The following is a 19,144-nucleotide window of genomic DNA, read 5'->3' on the forward strand; positions in this document are numbered from 1 at the left end:
GACGGGGCTGGGGGGCTTGCATAGAAGCGCGACACGTTCGGTGCAGACGCTGAACGGGTCAAGGGCGGTTGTAGCTCAGTTGGTTAGAGTACCGGCCTGTCACGCCGGGGGTCGCGGGTTCGAGCCCCGTCAACCGCGCCATTGACCCCGTAAATGTCTGAATCGTCGTTGAAACGCGCGGTTGTAGCTCAGTTGGTTAGAGTACCGGCCTGTCACGCCGGGGGTCGCGGGTTCGAGCCCCGTCAACCGCGCCATTTCACCTTTTCGGTCAGACCTAACCGGGTAAGCCGATCTGTTGGTGAAACATCGAAATGGGGGCCAGCCCCCGCCCGCTATGCGGACTCCCCCGAAGTATTTTTGACCAGAAGAACGGGGGACCGTGTGAACAGGACCCTTATCTTTTCAATATTCCTGTCCGAGGGCCACGCCGCCGATCAGGACACATGCGTCAATCATAAGCACGATTTCGATCAGGGTCAGCACGCATGTCGTGGCGGCCGCGACCAGCAGCCCCATCACGACCCAGTGGAAGGCCGCGCAGCTGAAGACCGCCATGACCAAGCGCTCTGTCCGGGTGACGAGGCCAAGATCGGCGATCTGGTCGGTGATCATCTGGCGGCCGCCGGCAAGTTCGGCGAGGTGCAACCGGTAGAGCACGCGGGTCATCGGGACCCATACCCGTGGATCTATTGTCGTATGCGCTGTGCTGCTGGCGGATCGGGTCACTCAGGACATCCTCCTGTCAATGCGGGACAGGGTGTCGGCGGTGGCCGGGACGTTCAAGGGTGTGAACGTCAACGCGAGGGCGCGATGACGTTTGATGGATGACGTTCAACAGTGCGGCGTGCCTATTTGGCGGCGAAACATCGGCGGGGGGCCAGCCCTCCGTCCGCGGTGCGGACTCCCCCCGAAGTATTTGGAACCAGAAGAAGAGACCCGCGGTGCAAATCCGGACAGCGCCGTGCCTTTGGTCAGGCCGTCATGGCGTGCAAAATCCTCGCCCAGCTGCGCGTGCCCTTGTGGAACGACGACAGGTCGTATTTTTCGTTGGGCGAATGGATCTGGTCGTCGTCCTTGCCGAAGCCGATCAGCATCGCGTCCATGTCGAGGTATTGCTTGAAGTAGGCAGCGATCGGGATCGAGCCGCCGCAGCCGACGTAGGCCGCCGCTTGCGGCCATTCGTCGGACAGCGCGTGCCGCGCCTGAGCGAAGGCGGGGTGTGTCGTGCTCATCTGGCCCGCGGCAGAGGCGCCGTGGCTGTGGAATTCCACCCGGCAGTCAGCGGGAATCATATCTGTCACCATCTTGCGAAAGCTTTCGCGGATGGCGTGGGGATCCTGCTGGCCCACGAGGCGGAAGCTGATCTTGGCGCGTGCCTCTGCCGGCAGGACGGTCTTGAAGCCGTCGCCGGTGTAGCCTGCCGTCATGCCGTTCACCTCGCAGGTGGGGCGGGACCAGATCATTTCGAGCGGACGGCGGCCCTGTTCGCCGGCGGGCAGTTTCAGGCCGACCTCGCCCAGGAAGGCCTCTGCGTCGAACTTCAGGTCGTCCCAGCTGGCGGCCAGCTCGTTCGACAGTTCAGGCACCCCGTCGTAGAACCCCGGGACGGTGATGCGGCCGGTGTCGTCGTGCAGCCCGGCGATCACCTTGGCCAGGACGCGGGCCGGATTCATCGCGATACCGCCGTACATGCCAGAATGCAGGTCCTTGGACGGGCCGTGGATCGTCACCTCCTCGCCCAGAAGGCCACGCAGCTGGGTGATGATCGCGGGCGTGCTGTCGCCATACATGCCGGTGTCGCAGATCAGCGCGATGTCGGCGGTCAGGATGTCGGCGTTGTCCTGCAGGAAGGGGATCAGCGACGGCGAACCCGATTCCTCCTCGCCCTCGCAGAAGATCGTGATGTTGGCCGGCAGGGTGCCGTGGACGGCCTTCCAGGCGCGGCAGGCCTCAAGGAACGTCATCAGCTGGCCCTTGTCGTCGGAGGCGCCGCGGCCGCGGATGACGCGGCCCTTGGGCGTATCTTCCACCTGCGGATCGAAGGGGTCGCGGTCCCACAGGTTCAGCGGATCGACGGGCTGCACGTCGTAGTGGCCATAAAACAGCACCTTGGGGCCGTCCCCGCCCGAGTGGGCGACGACCATCGGGTGGCCCGGCGTAGCATGCTTTTTCGCATCGAATCCCATCGATTGCAGGTCGGCCACCAGCCAATCGGCGGCGCGGTCGCAGTCGGCCTTGTAGGCGCGGTCGGTCGAGATCGACGGGATGCGCAACAGGTCCAGCAGGCGGTCGGTTGCCGCGTCGAGGTCGGTGTCGATCTTGTCCAGCACGGGGTCGAGGATGGTGTCGGTCATGGGGCAGGGCCTTGGGATTGGAAGAATTGCCGCAAGGCTCTGCCCCTTTCGGGTCAAGGTCAAGCGGCCGGAAAGACGCCGATGATCTGGCCGCTGTGGGCCGCATTCTCAACCTCGTCGATCAGAGCCACGGCGTAATCTTCGGCAGAGATCTCGCCCGGGCCACCGGGGACGGTGCGGTCGCTGATGCGGTAAGCACCGGTGCGCGGCCCCGGCTGGATCATGAAGGGCGGTGTGACGAAGGTGAGGTTCAGCGCTGACGGCGCGAGGAACCTGTCATAGGCGCGGCGCATGGCCTTCGCCTCGTCCGCGTAGGCGTCGGGCAACGTGTCGGCGACGGGTGTGCCATCGGGCAGATTCAGCGATCCCGCACCGCCGACCATGATCAGGCGGGTATCGCCCAGGCCGTCGACCAGCGCCTGCGCATAGGCGTTGGTTTCTGCATAGGGGTCGTCGGTCTTGCGGGCCGATGCGGTGGCGATGACGACGTCCTGTCCCGCGACGGCCTTCTGCAGCGCCGGGATGTCATGCAGGTCGAGGGCCAGCGGCGCGACGTTGTCCGACGCGGGCGCTGTGCCGCTGCGGGATGCGGCGGTGACGTGGTGGCCGCGGGATGCGGCCTCTGCCGTGATGCGGCTGCCGATCATGCCGGTGGCGCCGAGGATGAGGATTTGCATGGGATGTCTCCGTCTTGTGCTTACTGATAGGAAGCAGGTATTGAAATGCCAGCATCGGCGAAAGACGCACGCCGCGTGCATATGGTTACACCGAAGGAAGTACCTCATGCCTGCACGGACCAATGCGCCCCATGCCTGCCCGATCCGCGATGTGCTGGACCGGGTGGGCGATGCGTGGTCGGTGCTGGTGCTGACGGAACTGGCGCAGGGGCCGTGCCGGTTCAACGCGCTGGGACGGGTCGTTGCGGGGATCAGCCCGCGCATGCTGGCGGTGACGTTGCGGCATCTGGAGCGCGACGGTCTGGTGACGCGCACGGTGCTGGACACCAAGCCGCCGCAGGTCGAATACACGATCACCGCGCGGGGCACGTCGCTGCATGCGGCACTGGGCGGGCTGGTCGACTGGGCGGCCCGGCATCAGGTCGCCATCAACGAAAGCAGGCAAGTTTTTGATACGAAGGTCTGATGAACCCATCGACTAAAGTCAGGCGACATCTGGTCGCGTGTTGATCCAATGGGGATCACCCTATATGCATGCTGAAATCAAGATACGTCCCCGCCTGCTGGTTGCCGAACGTGTCGCGTATTCGAAAGGACAACCGGTGAATTACGACGCAGCCTTGGGCACAGCCATCCAACGTTTGCATGACGAGGGGCGCTATCGCACCTTCATCGACATCGAACGCACCCGCGGTCAGTTTCCCCATGCGGTCTGGAACCGGCCCGACGGGTCCAAGTCTCCGGTCACCGTCTGGTGCGGCAATGACTACCTCGGGATGGGGCAGCATCCGGTGGTGCTGGCTGCCATGCACGAGGCGCTGGATGCCACCGGTGCAGGCTCCGGCGGCACGCGCAACATTTCCGGCACCACCGTTTATCACAAGCGGCTGGAGGCGGAACTCGCTGACCTGCACCACAAGGAAGCGGCGCTGCTGTTCACCTCCGCCTACATCGCCAACGACGCGACGCTCAGCACGCTGCCGAAGCTGTTTCCGGGGCTGATCATCTATTCCGACGCGCTGAACCATGCAAGCATGATCGAGGGCGTGCGCCGCAACGGCGGGCAAAAGCGCATCTTCCGCCACAACGACGTGGCCCACCTGCGCGAACTGCTGGCCGCCGACGACCCGGAGGCGCCCAAGCTGATCGCCTTTGAGTCGATCTATTCGATGGACGGCGACTTCGGCCCCATCGCCGCATTCTGCGATCTGGCCGAGGAATTCGGCGCGCTGACCTATATCGACGAGGTCCACGCCGTCGGCATGTATGGCCCGCGCGGGGCAGGGGTGGCGGAACGCGACGGCCTGATGGCGCGGATCGACATCATCAACGGCACGCTGGCCAAGGCCTACGGCGTGATGGGCGGTTATATCGCTGCGAGTGCGAAGATGTGCGACGCGGTGCGGTCCTATGCGCCGGGGTTCATCTTTACCACGTCGCTGCCGCCGGCGGTGGCCGCCGGTGCCGCCGCCAGCGTCAAGCATCTGAAGACCGATCAGGCGCTGCGCGACAGCCAGCAGACTCAGGCCAAAATCCTCAAGCTGCGGCTGAAGGGACTGGGCCTGCCGATCATTGACCACGGCAGTCATATCGTGCCGCTGATGGTGGGCGATCCCAAGCATACCAAGCTGATGTCTGACATGTTGCTGACCCAGTTCGGGATCTACGTGCAGCCGATCAACTTTCCTACCGTGCCGCGCGGCACCGAACGGCTGCGGTTCACGCCGTCGCCGGTCCACGGTCCGAAAGAGATGGACCGTCTTGTCGCGGCACTGGACGATTTGTGGGCACATTGTGCGCTAAATCGCGCCGAAATGGCTGGCTAAGGTTTCTGCATGTGCATCACACGGTTCCGTGTGCTACCTCCTGATTTAATCAGTTCGTAAAAGGTGATTCGACAAGGTCGGTTGCCTTGGATAGGCTGAATCAGGGGCAGGCACACGGCGGAACGACGATGATCGGAAAAAGCTTTCGGCGCCAAAAGGCGGCTGAGGACGTGGAAACCAAGGGTTTCGACGCCTTTGACATGCGCCTTGGTGACCTGATGCGCGGCGAACGGGCGACGCTTGGCAAAAGCCTTCTGGATGTACAGCGCGAGCTGAAGATCAAGGCCGCCTATATCGCCGCGATCGAGAATGCCGACCCCTCTGCCTTTGACACGCCCGGCTTTATCGCGGGCTATGTTCGATCCTATGCCCGCTACCTGAAGATGGACCCGGACTGGGCGTTTGACGTGTTTTGCCGCGAAAGCGGCTTTACGACCGCACACGGCATGTCGGCGGCGGCCTCATCGACCAAACCGGCCCGGTTCGAGGTGAACCGCACGCCGATGGGCAAGGACATCTTCTCGGCCTCGGCGACCCCCTTCATCCCGCAGGGCGACGCGATGTTTTCCGGCATCCAGCCCGGTGCCGTGGGATCGGTCCTCGTGCTGGTGGCCCTGATCAGCGGTCTGGGATACGGCGGCTGGTCTGTCCTGCAAGAGGTGCAGAAGGTCCGCCTTGCCCCCGTCGATCAGACGCCGGTCGTGCTGTCAGACCTCGACCCGCTGGCCGGTGCATCACAGGTGGCCTCCGCCGATGGCGATGCCTCTCCGGATTTCGGGACGCCCACGCCAGAGGCGCTGGACCGGCTCTATCGCCCGCAGGCGCTGGACGTGCCGGTAATGGTGGCACGCGATGCGCCAATCTCGACCCTGATGCCGTCCGCCCCCAGCGCGCTGGGCCTGGCCGGTGTCGATCACGGTCTGGCGCAGGCCGTGACAGATGCGGTCAAGATGGCGGTCGACACACCCGCCGCCGACGCCCCTGCCATTCAGGTCAGCGAAGGCCCGGTGCCAGAGGTCCAGCTGGTCGCCGTGCGTCCCGCTTGGGTGCGCGTGCGGGCGGCCGACAATTCGGTGATCTTCGAAGGTATCATGAATGCCGGCGACACCTTTGCCTTGCCGCCGACCGAAGAACCCGCGACCCTGCGTGTCGGTGAAAGCGGTGCGGTCTACTTTGCCGTGAATGGCCAGCATTACGGCCCCGCCGGCCCTAACGGTCAGGTGACATCGAATCTGGCCTTGTCTGCCGCCAACCTGACCACCAAATACGCGCTGGCCGATCCGGACCGCGACGGCGATCTGAAGGCGATGGTGAACGTGGCCGAGGCGGTCGTCACGGAATAACGACCCGGACCCCGGTTGTCGGTGGCCCCGTGACGTCATAGGTTACGGGCAATATCCCAACCGGAAGTCCGTTTCATGTCGTCGCTGCATTCCATCCGTCCCTGGCGCCAGATCGACCGCCGCCCCAGCCGCAAGATCATGGTGGGCAACGTCCCCGTGGGGGGTGATGCGCCGATCACGGTGCAGACGATGACCAACACCCTGACCACGGACGTCAAGGCCACGATCGCGCAGATTCAGGCCGCGGCGGATGCGGGGGCCGACATCGTCCGCGTCTCCGTCCCGGACGAGGCCTCGTCGAAGGCGCTCAAGCTGATCGTGCCAGAGGTCAGCGTGCCGCTCGTCGCGGACATCCATTTTCACTACAAGCGCGGGATCGAGGCGGCACAGGCCGGTGCGGCCTGCCTGCGGATCAACCCCGGCAACATCGGTGACGAAAAGCGTGTGCGCGAGGTCATCAAGGCCGCCAAGGACAACAATTGTTCCATCCGCATCGGCGTGAACGCAGGCTCGCTAGAACGGCACCTGCTGGACAAATACGGCGAACCGACACCCGACGCGATGGTCGAAAGCGGCATGGATCACATCAAGATCCTGCAGGACAACGATTTTCACGAGTTCAAGATCAGCTGCAAGGCGTCCGACGTGTTCATGGCCGCCGCCGCCTATCAAAAACTGGGAGAGTTGACCGACGCCCCGATCCACCTTGGCATCACCGAGGCGGGTGGTTTGATTTCCGGCACCGTCAAATCCGCCATCGGCATGGGCAGCCTGCTGTGGATGGGGATCGGTGACACGATCCGGGTGTCCCTGTCCGCCGACCCGGTGCAAGAGGTCAAGATGGGCTTCGAGATCCTCAAGTCGCTGGGACTGCGGCACCGCGGCGTCAACATCATCTCTTGCCCGTCCTGCGCGCGTCAGGGGTTCGACGTCATCAAGACCGTCGAGGCGCTGGAGCAGCGACTGGAACACATCAAGACGCCGATGAGCCTGAGCATCATCGGCTGCGTCGTCAACGGACCCGGAGAGGCGCTGATGACCGACGTCGGTTTCACCGGTGGCGGAAATGGGTCCGGTATGGTCTACTTGGCAGGCAAGCAAAGTCACAAGTTGGACAATGCCTCGATGATCGATCACATCGTCGAACAGGTTGAACGAAAGGCTGCAGCTCTTGACGCCGCTTCGCAGGATGATCAGGCGCAGGGGTGATGCCAGCGCAGGTCGGCCGCGATGGCGCACTCAGATCTGGGTGCCGTGCTGGGCATATCGATCCCTTGTGATCTGACGCAGCCCAGGCGGTTCAGACCCTTTTTTGACCGCATCGATGACGCGACCTTTACCGGGGTCAGTGTCACATTCTGTGTGATATGGCTCCTCTATCCCGTGCCGCTGATGCTGTAGATGCTCAAGATCGTTGTGTTGCGGGGGCTGGGTTTGATGGCCTGTTTCGGACTGTCCCTGTCTCTGCCCGCGAAGGTCGGCGCACGCGGGGTGGCGGTCTAGGCGGCCGCGCTGATCGCGGCGAATTCTACCGTTGTCATTGCTGCCGGATATTTGTGGATGACGCCCGGATTGCAGGTATTGGCGAACTTCGGGATTGGCCTTGCGATGCTGGCGTCGATTGCCTCCACGAGGCTGGAACCTCTCTATACGTTCTTGGAAATCGTCATGACCGACGGCGCCTGCGCGCGGATGCCATGACACGGCCGTTGCTGGCCTATTCCCGCCGTGCCCCGCTGCATCCCGAACCCATCGACGTCGTGCACTGCCTGATAGAGCTTGAGGTGCTGATGCGATGTGTTTTGAAGCCTGACATCGGCCTGACCTGTCGCAGCAGCCCGCAGCCGCTGATGGTCTTTGTGGACCGGATGCAGTGCGATACGGTTCTGTTGGACCTGTGCATCAACGCCAGAGTTGCCATCGGTGATCGCGGAACGACCCGCGCGATGCGTCAAAATACATGAAAGACGCCCAGGCCGCCGGGCGATTCCGTCAGTATCACCGTTGCGGACGAGGGGACGGTCGCCACGCTGCTGCTGCTCGCGATCAACGGTAACACAGGCGCGATTCCGGCTGTCTGAGGTCCGAGAAGTCGACCCGACGCCGGGCGTTGCGGTATGCAAAAGGGCGCCGGCCTGCGCCGACGCCCCGTTGCCAATCTTGTCGTAAGGTCAGGCGGGCATGACCTCGTCGCCATACCAATTGCCGATCTTGACCTGCGCCGTGTCGCCGACCAGTGCCGCGAACTCCTCGGGGTTCTGGGTGCCGCCATCCTGACCGCGGTAGTGGTAGGGATAGACATAGGTCGGCTTGAATTCGGCCACGGCAGAGGCCGCCGCTTCCTTACCCATCGTGTAGGGCAGGTTCATGCAGATGAACGCCACGTCGATGTTTTCCAGCGCGCGCATCTCGGGGATGTCCTCGGTGTCGCCAGAGATATAGACCCGCAGCCCGTCGAATGTCAGCACATAGCCGTTGTCGCGGCCCTCGGGGTGGTTCTGAAGGCGGCCCTCGGTCGTGTTGTAGGCCGGGATCGCGTCGATGGTCATGCCGTTGTATTCGGCCGTCGCCCCATTCGCCATTTCGGATGCCTTGGCCTTCATGTCGTCGGACAGCATGGCAAAGACGGCGGGGTTCGCGATGATCTGGGTATTCTCGCCCACGATGGCCACGAGCGTGTCGGCGTTATAGTGGTCGCCGTGCTCGTGCGTGATCAGGATCAGGTCGGGGGCGGGATAATCGGCATAGAGCGACGCGTCGCCGACCGGATCGTTGTAGATCGTGCCGACCGGCGTTTCCATCACGAAAGAGGCGTGCTCGACGGGATGCACCGTCACATCGCCCGCGGTCGTCGGGAACATGTCGGCGGCATGGGCTGCGGCGCTGGCCGCATAGGGCAGCAGCGTGATCGCGCTTGCCGCAGCGGCGGAGGTGGCGAGGAAATGGCGGCGTGTGGTCGTCATGGAACTCTCCCGTTCGGTTTGCATTGCGGCTAACCTAGGGCAAGTTCCATGACAGGCCAGTCACGGACGCGTCAGCCGCGTAACTGGTCCACCAGCTTCTGCAACTGGTCGGCGGGGACATAGCCGCGGACCATCTGGTCCTGCACCACGAAGGTCGGCGTGCCTGAAATATTCAGCGCATCGCCCAAGGCGCGGTTCGCGGTGATGCGGCGCGCGACCTCGGGGTCGTCCACCTTGGCCATGATCGCCTCGCCGTCCAGCCCCAGCGTGCCGGCCAGCCGCGTCAGGCTGTCGCGCGTGATCTCTCCGTTATAGCTCATCAGCGTGTCGTGGACGGATTTGTAGGCATCCTCGCCTGCGACGATCTGCGTGGCGATGGCAAACTGCGAGCCCAGCACCGATTGCTCTCCCAGGATCGGGAATTCCTTGACGATGAACTTGATGTTGCCGTCCGAGGACAGCAGGCTTTCGACCTCCGGGAAGGCCTTCTTGCAGTAGCCGCAGCGGTAATCCATGAACTCGACCACGGTGATGTCGCCGTCGGGATTGCCGCCGACCCAGGAAAAGCCGTCGTCGGTCAGCGCGTCGGCCTGTGCCGCCACCATCTGCTCGTCCGCCTGCACGGCCGCGGCCTCCTCGCGCTGCTGCAGCACGCCGACGGCTTCCATGATGACCTCCGGGTTGGCCATCAGATAGGCGCGCACCCGCTCGCCGAAGGCGGCGTCGTCGGTCGTATCCTGCGCCAGCGCGGGCAGGGCCATTGCACAGGTCAGGGCGGCGGCGGTCAGGGTGCGGAACATCGGGTCACTTTCATCTGGGTTGCACGGATTATGCGCAGATCGGGGCGGACCTGCCAAGGTGCGGCGGCGCGAAGTGTTGACGCGGCCCCCCGCGGCCATGCACAAGGTTGCGAAAAGCAGTAAGGGCAGACCATGCGCAGCTCAACCCGGGGGGACGTCGATCCCTTTATCGTGATGGACGTGATGGAGGCCGCCCGCGCCGCCGAGGACGCAGGCCGTTCGATCATCCACATGGAAGTCGGCCAGCCCGGCACCGGCGCGCCGCAAGAGGCGCTGGAGTTGCTGCGCGCGGATCTGGACCAGCCGCTGGGCTATACCGTAGGCCTTGGCCTGCCCGCGCTGCGGCGCCGGATCGCGCAGCATTACGGCGATATCTACGACGTGGACCTCGATCCCGGCCGGGTGGTGATTACGGCGGGGGCGTCGGGGGCCTTCATCCTCGCGTTCTCGGCCCTCTTCGACAACGATGCGCGGGTCGGTCTGGGGCTGCCCTGCTATCCCAGCTATCGCCAGATCCTGCGCGCGGTGGGCCTCAAACCGGTCGAGATCGAAACCCGCGCCCGGGGTCGGTTCCAGCCGCAGCCCGAGGATGTCGCGGCCCACGACCTGGCTGGCCTGATCGTCGCCTCGCCCGCCAATCCCACCGGCACGATGCTGAACGAAGCTGAATTGACCGCACTTGCGGACGCCTGTGCTGCCCGCGACGCGGCGCTGATCTCGGACGAGATTTATCACGGCATCGGCTACGGCACCCGTGCCGTATCCGCGCTGGAGGTGACGCAGGAGGCCTATGTCATCAACAGCTTTTCCAAGTATTTCAGCATGACCGGCTGGCGCTGCGGCTGGATGGTGGTGCCAGAGGATCATGTCCGCACGGTCGAACGTCTGGCGCAGAACCTTTTCATCTGCGCGCCCCACGCCAGCCAGCGTCTGGCGCTGCACGCGATGGATTGCCGGTCGGAACTGGACGGCAACCTCGCCGTCTATCAGGCGAACCGGACGCTGCTGCTGGACGGTCTGGCACACGCGGGGTTCGAGACGATGGCCCCGCCCGACGGGGCCTTCTACATCTACGCCGACGTGTCCGCCTATACCGACGACAGCCGGGTGATGGCGGCCGACATCCTCGACAAGGCCGGCGTGGCGGTGACGCCCGGACTTGATTTCGATCCGGTCGCCGGGCACCGGTGGCTGCGGTTTTCCTACGCCGGACGCACCGCCGACATGGCCGAAGGGCTGGACCGCCTGCAACGCTACATGAAGGCGCACGGACGCACAGAGGCATGATCCGTGCCCTCGCCCTGTGCCTCGCGCTCGCGGGTCCTGCTGTGGCGCAGGACTTTTCGGCGCTGGCCCGGATCGACCCGGTGCACAGCCGTATTGCCGATGCGGGGCAGGGGTTGGGGATCACGCTGGCCCTCAGCCAGACCGTGCCCTACCGCGTCTTCACGCTGGACGATCCGATGCGCCTGATCGTCGACTTTCAGGAGGTCGACTTCGGCGGCCTGATCCCGGCGGACCTGTGGCAGGCGGGGCTGGCGGCGGACGTGGCCTTTGGCGTGTTGCGCCCCGGCTGGTCGCGGCTGGCCGTGACGCTGGCGCAGCCGCTGCAGGTGGCGCAGGCGGGTCTGTCGGTGGACGCCGACACCGGTGCCGCGGTGCTGTCATTGCAGTTGTCTCCTACGGATGCGGCGGGCTTTGCGGCGATGGCGGGCGCGCCTGATGCAGAGGCGCTGCCGGATGCCGCGTTGACCGCCGCCGCTCCGCGCACCGGCCCGCTGGTCGTAGCGATCGACCCCGGGCACGGCGGCATCGACCCCGGTGCGCTGCGGGGTCGTGTCCACGAGGCGGACCTGATGCTGCAACTGGGGATCGAACTGGCCGACGCGATCAATCGTGGCGGCGAGATGCGCGCGGTGCTGACCCGCGACAGCGATACTTTCGTGTCCCTTGAGGGGCGCATGACCATCGCCCGCGCGGCGGGTGCCGGCGTGATGCTGTCGCTGCACGCGGACGCGCTGGACGACGATGTAACCCGCGGCGCCTCCGCCTATACCCTCAGCCCGGAAGGCGAGGACCGGTCGGCGCAGCGCATGGCGGAACGGCACGAGCGCGGTGACCTGCTGGCGGGGCTTGACCTGACCGGTCAGGACGACCGCGTGGCGACGGTGCTGATGGACATGGCGCGCGCCGATACGGCGCCGCAGTCGGACCGTCTGGCGGACGCGCTGATCGCGGGCCTGCGCGCCAGTGGTGCCACCGTCAATAACCGCCCCCGGCGCGAGGAGCGTCTGGCGGTGCTGAACGCCGCCGACTTCCCCTCTGTCCTGCTGGAGGCGGGGTTTTTGTCCAACGCCGCCGACCGCGCCGCCCTGTCCACGACCGCAGGCCGCGCGCCGCTGGTTGCGGGCATCACGACCGCCCTGCGCGACTGGACAGCGGACGAGGCGGCCCGCGCGCCCCTGAAGCGGCAATAGCGGGCGCAACTGGCGGTATTGTGACCGCTTGCCGGGCCGCTTATCGCGCGCAACGGGCCGATCTGCTTTTGACGCGGGGCGGGGTGCGCCCTATAAGCGGCCAACTCCCGACAGAAGGTCCACGTCCATGCTGCGTTTCATCATGTCGTTCTTCGGTGCGATCTTCTCGATGCTGTGCCTTGGCGTGGTCATGGCGGCGCTGACCCTTGGCGCGGTGTTCTACATGTATGGCCGGGATTTGCCGTCCTATGACACACTGGCACAATACACCCCCAAGACGATCAGCCGGATCTATTCGGGTGAAGGGCAGATCATCGACGAATTCGCCGTCGAACGCCGCCTGTTCACCCCCGCCGAAGATATTCCCGACGTGGTCAAGCAGGCGTTCATCAGCGCCGAGGACAAGAACTTTTACACCCACGGCGGCTATGACGCGGGCGGCATGGCGGCGGCATTTGTCGCTGCCGTGCAATCGCGCGGGCAGGACGTGCGCGGCGCATCTACGATCACCCAGCAGGTGATGAAGAACTTCCTGCTCGATGGCTCGCGCAGTGTGGAGCGCAAGATCAAGGAAATCATCCTCGCCACCCGGATCGAGGGGGCGATGCCCAAGGACAAGATTCTGGAACTGTATCTGAACGAGATTTTCCTCGGAAAGAACAGCTATGGCGTGACCGCCGCGGCGCTGACCTATTTCAACAAGTCCCTGTCCGACCTGACGGTGGAAGAGGCAGCGTATCTCGCCGTGTTGCCCAAGGCGCCGTCCGACTACGACCCCGTGCGGCAGTACGACCGGTCCATCGCGCGCCGTGACTATGTCCTGACCGAGATGTGGCAGAACGGGTATATCGAGGACGCCGCCTACGAGACAGCCAAGAACACGCCGCTGCGCACGGTGCAGTCGGGCGATTACGAAAGCTTCCGGTCCGAGCTGCCGCCGCGGGATTATTTCACCGACGAAATCCGCCGCCAGCTGAGCCAGAACTTCGGCGAGGACGAATTCTTCTCCGGCGGCCTCGCGATCCGTGCCACCATCGACGAGGAATTGCAGGTCGAGGCAGCCCATGCGCTGCAGAGGGCGCTGGAGTCCTACGACCGGGGGCAGGGGCGCTGGCGCGGTACGGGCAAGACGATCGACCCGGCCCAATTGGGCAACGAGGCCGCATGGCGCGCCGCACTGGGTGCCGCGGAGGTTCCCCGCGACATCACGCTGGAAAACGCTTGGCATCCCGCCGTCGTGCTTGAAGTCGGTGACAGCCAGATGCGCGTCGGCATCGAGAACGTGAAGGAAACCGAAGCCGAACCCTTTGTCATCCCGCGCGACGACATCGCGTGGATCAAGGGCGGGTTTGGCGACAACTTCAAGGTCGGCGACGTCGTGCTGGTGCGCCGCATGACGCAGGACAGCGACGGCAGCTTCATCCGCTGGACGCTGCGGCAGGTGCCGCAGGTGCAGGGCGCCTTCATGGCGATGGACGTGAACACCGGCCGCGTGCTGGCGATGCAGGGCGGCTTTTCCTATCAGGCCAGCGTCTTCAACCGCGCCACGCAAGCGAAACGCCAGCCGGGGTCTTCGTTTAAACCTTTCGTCTATGCGGCGGCACTCGATTCCGGCTATTCCCCCGCCACCATCGTCGTCGACGCCCCGATCGAGATCAACACGCCCCAGGGCGTCTGGCGTCCGCAGAACTATTCCAACAAGTTCTACGGCCCCACCCCGCTGCGCACCGGGATCGAACAGTCGCGCAACCTGATGACCGTGCGTCTGGCCCAGGAGGTCGGCATCGACACCGTTGCCAATTACGCCGAGAAATTTGGGGTCTACGACCACATGAACCGCGTGCTGGCGGCCTCGCTGGGCTCTGACGAGACCACGCTGTTCAAGATGGTCGCAGCCTACGCCATGTTCGCCAACGGCGGCGAGCGGGTGGAGCCGACGCTGGTCGACCGGGTGCAGGACCGCTACGGCAAGACCGTCTATCGCCACGACCAGCGGGTCTGCAATGATTGCCAACTGGCCAGCCTGCCGACAGGAGAGGCGCCGACCATCGTCAGCAACCGCCAGCGCGTGATGAACGAGATCACCGCCTATCAGTTGACCTCGATGCTGGAAGGCGTGGTCAAGCGCGGTACCGCCAAGCACGCGATCAACCTGCCTGTGCCGATCGCCGGCAAGACCGGCACGACGAATGACGAAAAGGACGCGTGGTTCGTCGGATTTTCGTCCAACATCGTTGCGGGCTGCTACATCGGCTACGACAACCCGCGCCCAATGGGAAAGTCGGCCTCGGGTGGCGGCATCTGCGCGCCGGTGTTCCAGACCTTCATGAGCCAGGCGATCAAGAAATACGGCGGCGGCGCGTTCCACGTCCCCGCGGATTGCCAGTTCATCAACATCGACCGCTTTTCCGGCGCGCGCCTGCCGCCGGGGGCATCGGGCGACAACGTCATCGCCGAATGCTTCCGCCCGGGTGAAGAGCCGGTCTTCGGCATCACCTTCGACGGTGGTTTCGCGATGGCCGCCGACCTGCCACTGGTGGACGAGGTGCCGCAGGCGTCGCGTCAGGTCCAGACCTCGACCGGGGGTACCGCGACCGTGGGGCCGAAGGCGTCCTTCGGCACGCTGTCGTCGGGCGGCCTTTACTGACCACCCGCTTGCCGCAGGCGTCGCGGCGGGCTAAGACCCTGACGCACCGCCCGCGGGCGATGACACATCTATCCAAGGACCAAGAGCCATGCGCGCCGAAACCCAGAACACCATCGAAGCGATTGAAAAGTCGCTGTCCCTTCTGGCGCAGCGGCTGGACTACGGCACCGCGCCGCACCGGCTGGAAGAATTCAACGCCCGTGTCGAGGATCCGACCCTGTGGGACGATCCCGCCCATGCGCAAAAGCTGATGCGCGAACGGCAGATGCTGGTCGATGCCGTCGACAGCTATGAAGGCATCCGTCAGGAACTGGCCGACAACGTCGAGCTGATCGAGATGGGCGAAAGCGAGAACGACACCGAGATCGTGACCGAGGCCGAAGCCGCGTTAGCCGCACTCAAGAAGAAGGCCGCCGAAAAGGAGCTGGAGGCGCTGCTGAACGGCGAGGCCGATGGCAACGACACCTTCCTTGAAATCAACGCGGGCGCCGGCGGGACCGAGTCCTGCGACTGGGCCAACATGCTGGCGCGGATGTACGTCCGCTGGGCCGAGAAGAAGGGCTACAAGGTCGAACTGCAGTCCGAAAGTGCGGGTGAAGAGGTCGGCATCAAGTCCGCCGCCTACAAGATCACCGGGCCGAACGCCTATGGCTGGCTGAAGTCCGAATCCGGCGTGCATCGTCTGGTCCGCATCAGCCCCTACGATTCGGCGGCCAAGCGGCATACGTCCTTCGGGTCCGTCTGGGTCTATCCGGTCGTCGACGACAACATCGAGATCGAGGTGCAGGACAAGGATATCCGCATCGACACCTACCGGTCGTCCGGTGCCGGTGGTCAGCACGTCAACACCACGGACTCGGCCGTGCGGATCACGCACCACCCCACGGGCATCGTCGTGACGTCGTCGGAAAAGTCCCAGCACCAGAACCGCGACATCGCGATGAAGGCCCTGAAGAGCCGTCTGTATCAGATGGAACTCGACAAGCGGAACGCGGCGATCAACGAAGCACACGACAACAAGGGCGATGCGGGCTGGGGCAACCAGATCCGGTCCTACGTTCTGCAGCCCTACCAGATGGTCAAGGACCTGCGCACGCGGCACGAGACCTCGGATACCTCTGGCGTGCTGGACGGCGACCTCGACGCCTTCATGGCGGCCACGCTGGCGATGGACGTCAGCGGCAAAAGCCGGGCCGAGGCCAATCTGGAAGACTGACACCCGCTTGTCTTTTCGCGCGCGGCAGGCTCTGCTGCGCGCATGGATATAGACCTCGATCAACCCGCCCATGTGATTTCGGACGCGCTGGCATCCGGAAATCTGACCGCCGCTGCCCTGATGCAGGCCACGCTGGACCGGATCGCCGCGCGCAACCCGGACCTGAATGCCATCGTGTCCCTGCGCGATGCGGAAACCCTGATGGCCGAGGCCGCGACCGCCGATGCGACTCCGCGAAAAGGCTGGCTGCACGGCATGCCGCTGGCAGTCAAGGATCTGGCCAACGTCGCTGGTCTGCCGACGACCATGGGCTCGCCCGCGTTCCGCGACCGGATCGCGCCGACATCGGACATCATGGTGCAGCGGATGCAGGACGCGGGCGCCATCGTCATCGGAAAGACCAACACGCCGGAATTCGGTCTGGGTAGCCACACGTTCAACCCCGTGTTCGGCGCGACACAGAACGTCTATCTGCCCGGTCGCACGGCTGGCGGGTCGTCCGGTGGCGCTGCCGTGGCGCTGGCGGCGGGGATGATTGCCGTGGCCGATGGATCCGACATGATGGGGTCGTTGCGCAATCCGGCAGGCTGGAACGGCGTCTACGGTATGCGGCCCACTTGGGGGCGCGTCCCGTCGGAACCCTTGGGCGACATGATGTTGCATCCCCTGTCGACCAATGGCCCCATGGCCCGGCACCCCCGCGATATTGCCTTGCTGCTTGACATCATGGCCGGCCCCGATCCGCGCCAGCCGCACGGTCTGGATCACGACCCCCTCGCGCCGCACCTTGATGCCGACCTGACCGGACGGCGGATCGGCTGGCTGGGCGACTGGGGTGGGGCCTATCCGATGGAGGACGGCGTGCTGGACCATTGCGCCACGCAGGTCGCGCGTTTCACCGACCTTGGATGCGTGGTCGAGGGTGTACCTCCCCCTTTCGCGGCAGGCGCGCTTTGGGACAGTTGGATCACCCTGCGGTCCTATGCCGTGGCGGCCTCGCTTGGTCCGCTTTACGACCAGCCGGCGACGCGCGCTGCGCTGAAGGACACGGCGATCTGGGAAATCGAACGGGGGCGCGCCTTGTCCGCGTCGGCGGTCCAGCGCGCCAGCCTGATCCGGTCGGACTGGTTCCGCGCCGCGGCACGGCTGTTCGACGATTTCGACGCGCTGGTGCTGCCCACGGCGCAATGCTGGCCTTTTCCGATCGACTGGACATGGCCGCACAGCATCGCCGGCCACCCGATGGACACCTATCACCGCTGGATGGAGGTCGTGGTGCCGGTCAGCCTGATCGGCCTGCCGTCCCTTGCCGTGCCGCTGCCATTGTCAGACGGGCGGCCCATGGGTCTGCAGCTGATCGGGCGGTCGCGGGGTGATCTGGGTCTGCTGCAACTGGGGCAGGGATGGCAGGCGCTTAACGCCGCCTGATGCCCAGGGCCGCGGTGACAGAGGCGATCACGGCCATCGCCGCCGCGATCCATGCGATGACCGCAAAGGCGGTGCCCATCGCGGTGACATGTCCGGCCCCTGTCGCCCGCTCGCCAAAGGTCGCGGGACCGCCGGACAGGTTATAGGCGATGGTTGCAACGGAACTCATCGCGGCGACGGCGACAAGGCCGCCGATCCGGCTGATGGCGTTGTTGACACCGGATGCGATACCCGACTGCCCGTCGCCCGCAGCCACCATGACGGCGGTCGACAGCGGGGCGACGACCATGCTCATGCCAAAGCCCACGATTCCCATGGCGGGCAGCACGCCCAGCCAGAAATCGCGCCCCGGCACCACCAAGGCCAGCACGCCGTAGCCGATGGCCACGACGGCCGCGCCCACGGCGATCACCGGGCCGGGTCCCCGCCGGTCCGCCAGCAGGCCAAACCGCGTGGACAGCAGGGCGATGAACCCCGACAGCGGACCGAAGGCAAAGATCGTCTTGAACTCTGACAGGCCCCAGCCCGCGACGGTCAGCATCGGCAGATAGAACAGGATCGCGCTCATCCCGAAATACAAAAGGAAGGTCGCAAGGTTCGCCGCACTGAACGCGCGGTTGGCGAACAGACGAAGCGGCATCATCGGGTGGGATGTGCGCGATTCGTGCAGAATGAAACCGGCCAGCGCCGCCGTCCCGGCTATGGCCGTGGCGATTGTGATGCGAACGTCATTCGTGGCTTCCAGATGGGTCAACGCCCAGGCCAGCAGGCCCAGTCCGGCCACGGCCAGCACGGCGCCGATCAGGTCGATCGGTTCACCGCTGCGGCGGGCGTCCTGCGATACGGCGCGGCGGATCAGCAGCAGCGCGATCAGGCCCAGTGGCAGGTTGATGGCAAAGATCCAGCGCCAAGCGTCCTGTCCCATGACCGACAGCAACACGCCCCCGATCAGCGGCCCCGCCGCGGTGGTCAGGCCGGACGCTGCCGCCCACATCCCGATCGCGCGGCCCCGGATATCGCGGGGATAAGCACGGCTGATCATCGCCAGCGCGCCCGGAATCATCAGTGCGGCGCCCGCGCCTTGCGCCAGCCGCGCGCCGATCAGCCAGTCCGGTGTCGGTGCCAGCGCGCAGGCGAGCGAGGTCAGCAGGAAGAGACCAACACCTAGGCTGAACACCCGCGCCAGACCGAAGCGGTCGCCAAAGGCCCCCCCGGTCAGGATCAGCGCGGACAGCGTGACCATGTAGGCGTTATTGATCCACGTCGCCTGATCAAGGCTGGCACCCAGGGACGCGCGAATCGCCGGGATCGCGATGCCCACGACGGTGCCATCGATGAACCCCATCGACGACGCCAGCACGGCAGCGGCCAGCACGAAGGGCCGCTGCCGTTCCGTGCAGAAGTCAGGCACGA

At 65.1% G+C, this 19,144-nt stretch carries 17 protein-coding genes and 2 tRNA genes; 13 read left to right on the plus strand and 6 right to left on the minus strand.

The window, feature by feature from the left end; genetic code table 11:
* Nucleotides 1-64: 64 nt before the first annotated feature.
* Together GLR48_RS11845 and GLR48_RS11850 are read left to right on the plus strand one after the other, a co-directional pair.
* Nucleotides 65-141 (plus strand) — tRNA-Asp (locus GLR48_RS11845).
* A 36-nt stretch (nucleotides 142-177) separates the two neighbouring features.
* Nucleotides 178-254 (plus strand) — tRNA-Asp (locus tag GLR48_RS11850).
* A gap of 148 nt (nucleotides 255-402) precedes the next feature.
* On the opposite strand, the gene GLR48_RS11855 is transcribed toward GLR48_RS11850, so the two are convergent.
* The 3 genes from GLR48_RS11855 to GLR48_RS11865 all read right to left on the minus strand — a co-directional run bounded on the left by GLR48_RS11855 (nucleotide 403) and on the right by GLR48_RS11865 (nucleotide 3,031).
* Nucleotides 403-666 carry a hypothetical protein gene (locus GLR48_RS11855; protein ID WP_237061647.1) on the minus strand — a complete coding sequence of 88 codons (264 nt, stop codon included), beginning with the start codon at nucleotides 664-666 and terminating at the stop codon, nucleotides 403-405.
* A 305-nt stretch (nucleotides 667-971) separates the two neighbouring features.
* Entirely contained in the window at nucleotides 972-2,354 is a 1,383-nt protein-coding gene (locus GLR48_RS11860; RefSeq protein WP_237061649.1) for a M20/M25/M40 family metallo-hydrolase, read from the minus strand.
* A 59-nt stretch (nucleotides 2,355-2,413) separates the two neighbouring features.
* Entirely contained in the window at nucleotides 2,414-3,031 is a 618-nt protein-coding gene (locus tag GLR48_RS11865; protein WP_237061650.1) for an NAD(P)-dependent oxidoreductase, read from the minus strand.
* 106 nt (nucleotides 3,032-3,137) lie between these two features.
* On the opposite strand from GLR48_RS11865, the gene GLR48_RS11870 reads away from it, so the two are divergent.
* The 6 genes from GLR48_RS11870 (at nucleotide 3,138) to GLR48_RS11895 (ending at nucleotide 8,164) form a co-directional block, all read left to right on the plus strand.
* Nucleotides 3,138-3,497 (plus strand): winged helix-turn-helix transcriptional regulator, encoded by a 360-nt coding sequence (locus GLR48_RS11870; protein WP_237061660.1) that lies wholly within the window; start codon nucleotides 3,138-3,140, stop codon nucleotides 3,495-3,497.
* 136 nt (nucleotides 3,498-3,633) lie between these two features.
* Entirely contained in the window at nucleotides 3,634-4,857 is a 1,224-nt protein-coding gene (hemA, locus tag GLR48_RS11875) for a 5-aminolevulinate synthase (RefSeq protein ID WP_237061661.1), read from the plus strand.
* A 128-nt stretch (nucleotides 4,858-4,985) separates the two neighbouring features.
* Nucleotides 4,986-6,200, plus strand: coding sequence for a helix-turn-helix domain-containing protein (locus GLR48_RS11880; RefSeq protein WP_237064530.1), 1,215 nt, complete (start codon nucleotides 4,986-4,988; stop codon nucleotides 6,198-6,200).
* A 75-nt stretch (nucleotides 6,201-6,275) separates the two neighbouring features.
* Nucleotides 6,276-7,409 (plus strand): flavodoxin-dependent (E)-4-hydroxy-3-methylbut-2-enyl-diphosphate synthase, encoded by a 1,134-nt coding sequence (gene ispG, locus GLR48_RS11885; protein WP_237061662.1) that lies wholly within the window; start codon nucleotides 6,276-6,278, stop codon nucleotides 7,407-7,409.
* A 351-nt stretch (nucleotides 7,410-7,760) separates the two neighbouring features.
* Nucleotides 7,761-7,901 (plus strand): hypothetical protein, encoded by a 141-nt coding sequence (locus tag GLR48_RS11890; protein WP_237061663.1) that lies wholly within the window; start codon nucleotides 7,761-7,763, stop codon nucleotides 7,899-7,901.
* 8 nt (nucleotides 7,902-7,909) lie between these two features.
* Complete coding sequence (locus tag GLR48_RS11895; RefSeq protein ID WP_237061664.1) at nucleotides 7,910-8,164, plus strand: hypothetical protein; 255 nt, start codon at nucleotides 7,910-7,912, stop codon at nucleotides 8,162-8,164.
* Between the two features lie 207 nt (nucleotides 8,165-8,371).
* Here GLR48_RS11895 and GLR48_RS11900 read toward each other — a convergent pair whose 3' ends face one another.
* Both GLR48_RS11900 and GLR48_RS11905 read right to left on the minus strand, forming a co-directional pair.
* Nucleotides 8,372-9,163, minus strand: a complete 792-nt coding sequence (locus tag GLR48_RS11900; protein WP_237061665.1) for an MBL fold metallo-hydrolase — start codon at nucleotides 9,161-9,163, stop codon at nucleotides 8,372-8,374.
* A gap of 71 nt (nucleotides 9,164-9,234) precedes the next feature.
* Nucleotides 9,235-9,963: a DsbA family protein gene (locus tag GLR48_RS11905; RefSeq protein WP_237061667.1), complete on the minus strand. Its 729-nt coding sequence runs from the start codon at nucleotides 9,961-9,963 to the stop codon at nucleotides 9,235-9,237.
* A gap of 132 nt (nucleotides 9,964-10,095) precedes the next feature.
* Here GLR48_RS11905 and GLR48_RS11910 point away from each other — a divergent pair, with 132 nt between their 5' ends.
* The 5 genes from GLR48_RS11910 to GLR48_RS11930 all read left to right on the plus strand — a co-directional run bounded on the left by GLR48_RS11910 (nucleotide 10,096) and on the right by GLR48_RS11930 (nucleotide 17,731).
* Nucleotides 10,096-11,250 carry a pyridoxal phosphate-dependent aminotransferase gene (locus GLR48_RS11910; protein ID WP_237061669.1) on the plus strand — a complete coding sequence of 385 codons (1,155 nt, stop codon included), beginning with the start codon at nucleotides 10,096-10,098 and terminating at the stop codon, nucleotides 11,248-11,250.
* On the plus strand, nucleotides 11,247-12,440 hold the full coding sequence (locus GLR48_RS11915; RefSeq protein ID WP_237061670.1) for an N-acetylmuramoyl-L-alanine amidase: 1,194 nt from the start codon (nucleotides 11,247-11,249) through the stop codon (nucleotides 12,438-12,440). Before GLR48_RS11910 ends, GLR48_RS11915 begins: the two co-directional genes overlap by 4 nt.
* Nucleotides 12,441-12,567: 127 nt before the next feature.
* Complete coding sequence (locus GLR48_RS11920) at nucleotides 12,568-15,087, plus strand: penicillin-binding protein 1A (protein WP_237061672.1); 2,520 nt, start codon at nucleotides 12,568-12,570, stop codon at nucleotides 15,085-15,087.
* A gap of 88 nt (nucleotides 15,088-15,175) precedes the next feature.
* Nucleotides 15,176-16,303, plus strand: a complete 1,128-nt coding sequence (gene prfB, locus GLR48_RS11925) for a peptide chain release factor 2 (RefSeq protein WP_237061674.1) — start codon at nucleotides 15,176-15,178, stop codon at nucleotides 16,301-16,303.
* A gap of 42 nt (nucleotides 16,304-16,345) precedes the next feature.
* Entirely contained in the window at nucleotides 16,346-17,731 is a 1,386-nt protein-coding gene (locus GLR48_RS11930; protein WP_237061676.1) for an amidase, read from the plus strand.
* Here GLR48_RS11930 and GLR48_RS11935 read toward each other — a convergent pair.
* A complete protein-coding gene (locus GLR48_RS11935) occupies nucleotides 17,718-19,142 on the minus strand; it encodes an MFS transporter (RefSeq protein ID WP_237061678.1) in 1,425 nt (474 codons plus the stop codon). The genes GLR48_RS11930 and GLR48_RS11935 overlap by 14 nt on opposite strands.
* Nucleotides 19,143-19,144: the final 2 nt, after the last annotated feature.

Source organism: Loktanella sp. M215, assembly GCF_021735925.1.
Taxonomy (GTDB): domain Bacteria; phylum Pseudomonadota; class Alphaproteobacteria; order Rhodobacterales; family Rhodobacteraceae; genus Loktanella.

Excerpts from the sequence above, each read along its gene's own strand:
- GLR48_RS11930 (WP_237061676.1), top strand. The coding sequence starts at position 16,346 with ATGGATATAGACCTCGATCAACCCGCCCATGTGATTTCGGACGCGCTG.
- GLR48_RS11880 (WP_237064530.1), top strand. The coding sequence starts at position 4,986 with ATGATCGGAAAAAGCTTTCGGCGCCAAAAGGCGGCTGAGGACGTGGAA.
- ispG (WP_237061662.1), top strand. The coding sequence starts at position 6,276 with ATGTCGTCGCTGCATTCCATCCGTCCCTGGCGCCAGATCGACCGCCGC.
- GLR48_RS11905 (WP_237061667.1), bottom strand. The coding sequence starts at position 9,963 with ATGTTCCGCACCCTGACCGCCGCCGCCCTGACCTGTGCAATGGCCCTG.
- GLR48_RS11920 (WP_237061672.1), top strand. The coding sequence starts at position 12,568 with ATGCTGCGTTTCATCATGTCGTTCTTCGGTGCGATCTTCTCGATGCTG.
- GLR48_RS11915 (WP_237061670.1), top strand. The coding sequence starts at position 11,247 with ATGATCCGTGCCCTCGCCCTGTGCCTCGCGCTCGCGGGTCCTGCTGTG.
- prfB (WP_237061674.1), top strand. The coding sequence starts at position 15,176 with ATGCGCGCCGAAACCCAGAACACCATCGAAGCGATTGAAAAGTCGCTG.
- GLR48_RS11870 (WP_237061660.1), top strand. The coding sequence starts at position 3,138 with ATGCCTGCACGGACCAATGCGCCCCATGCCTGCCCGATCCGCGATGTG.
- GLR48_RS11865 (WP_237061650.1), bottom strand. The coding sequence starts at position 3,031 with ATGCAAATCCTCATCCTCGGCGCCACCGGCATGATCGGCAGCCGCATC.
- GLR48_RS11910 (WP_237061669.1), top strand. The coding sequence starts at position 10,096 with ATGCGCAGCTCAACCCGGGGGGACGTCGATCCCTTTATCGTGATGGAC.
- GLR48_RS11855 (WP_237061647.1), bottom strand. The coding sequence starts at position 666 with ATGACCCGCGTGCTCTACCGGTTGCACCTCGCCGAACTTGCCGGCGGC.
- GLR48_RS11860 (WP_237061649.1), bottom strand. The coding sequence starts at position 2,354 with ATGACCGACACCATCCTCGACCCCGTGCTGGACAAGATCGACACCGAC.
- GLR48_RS11900 (WP_237061665.1), bottom strand. The coding sequence starts at position 9,163 with ATGACGACCACACGCCGCCATTTCCTCGCCACCTCCGCCGCTGCGGCA.
- GLR48_RS11890 (WP_237061663.1), top strand. The coding sequence starts at position 7,761 with ATGACGCCCGGATTGCAGGTATTGGCGAACTTCGGGATTGGCCTTGCG.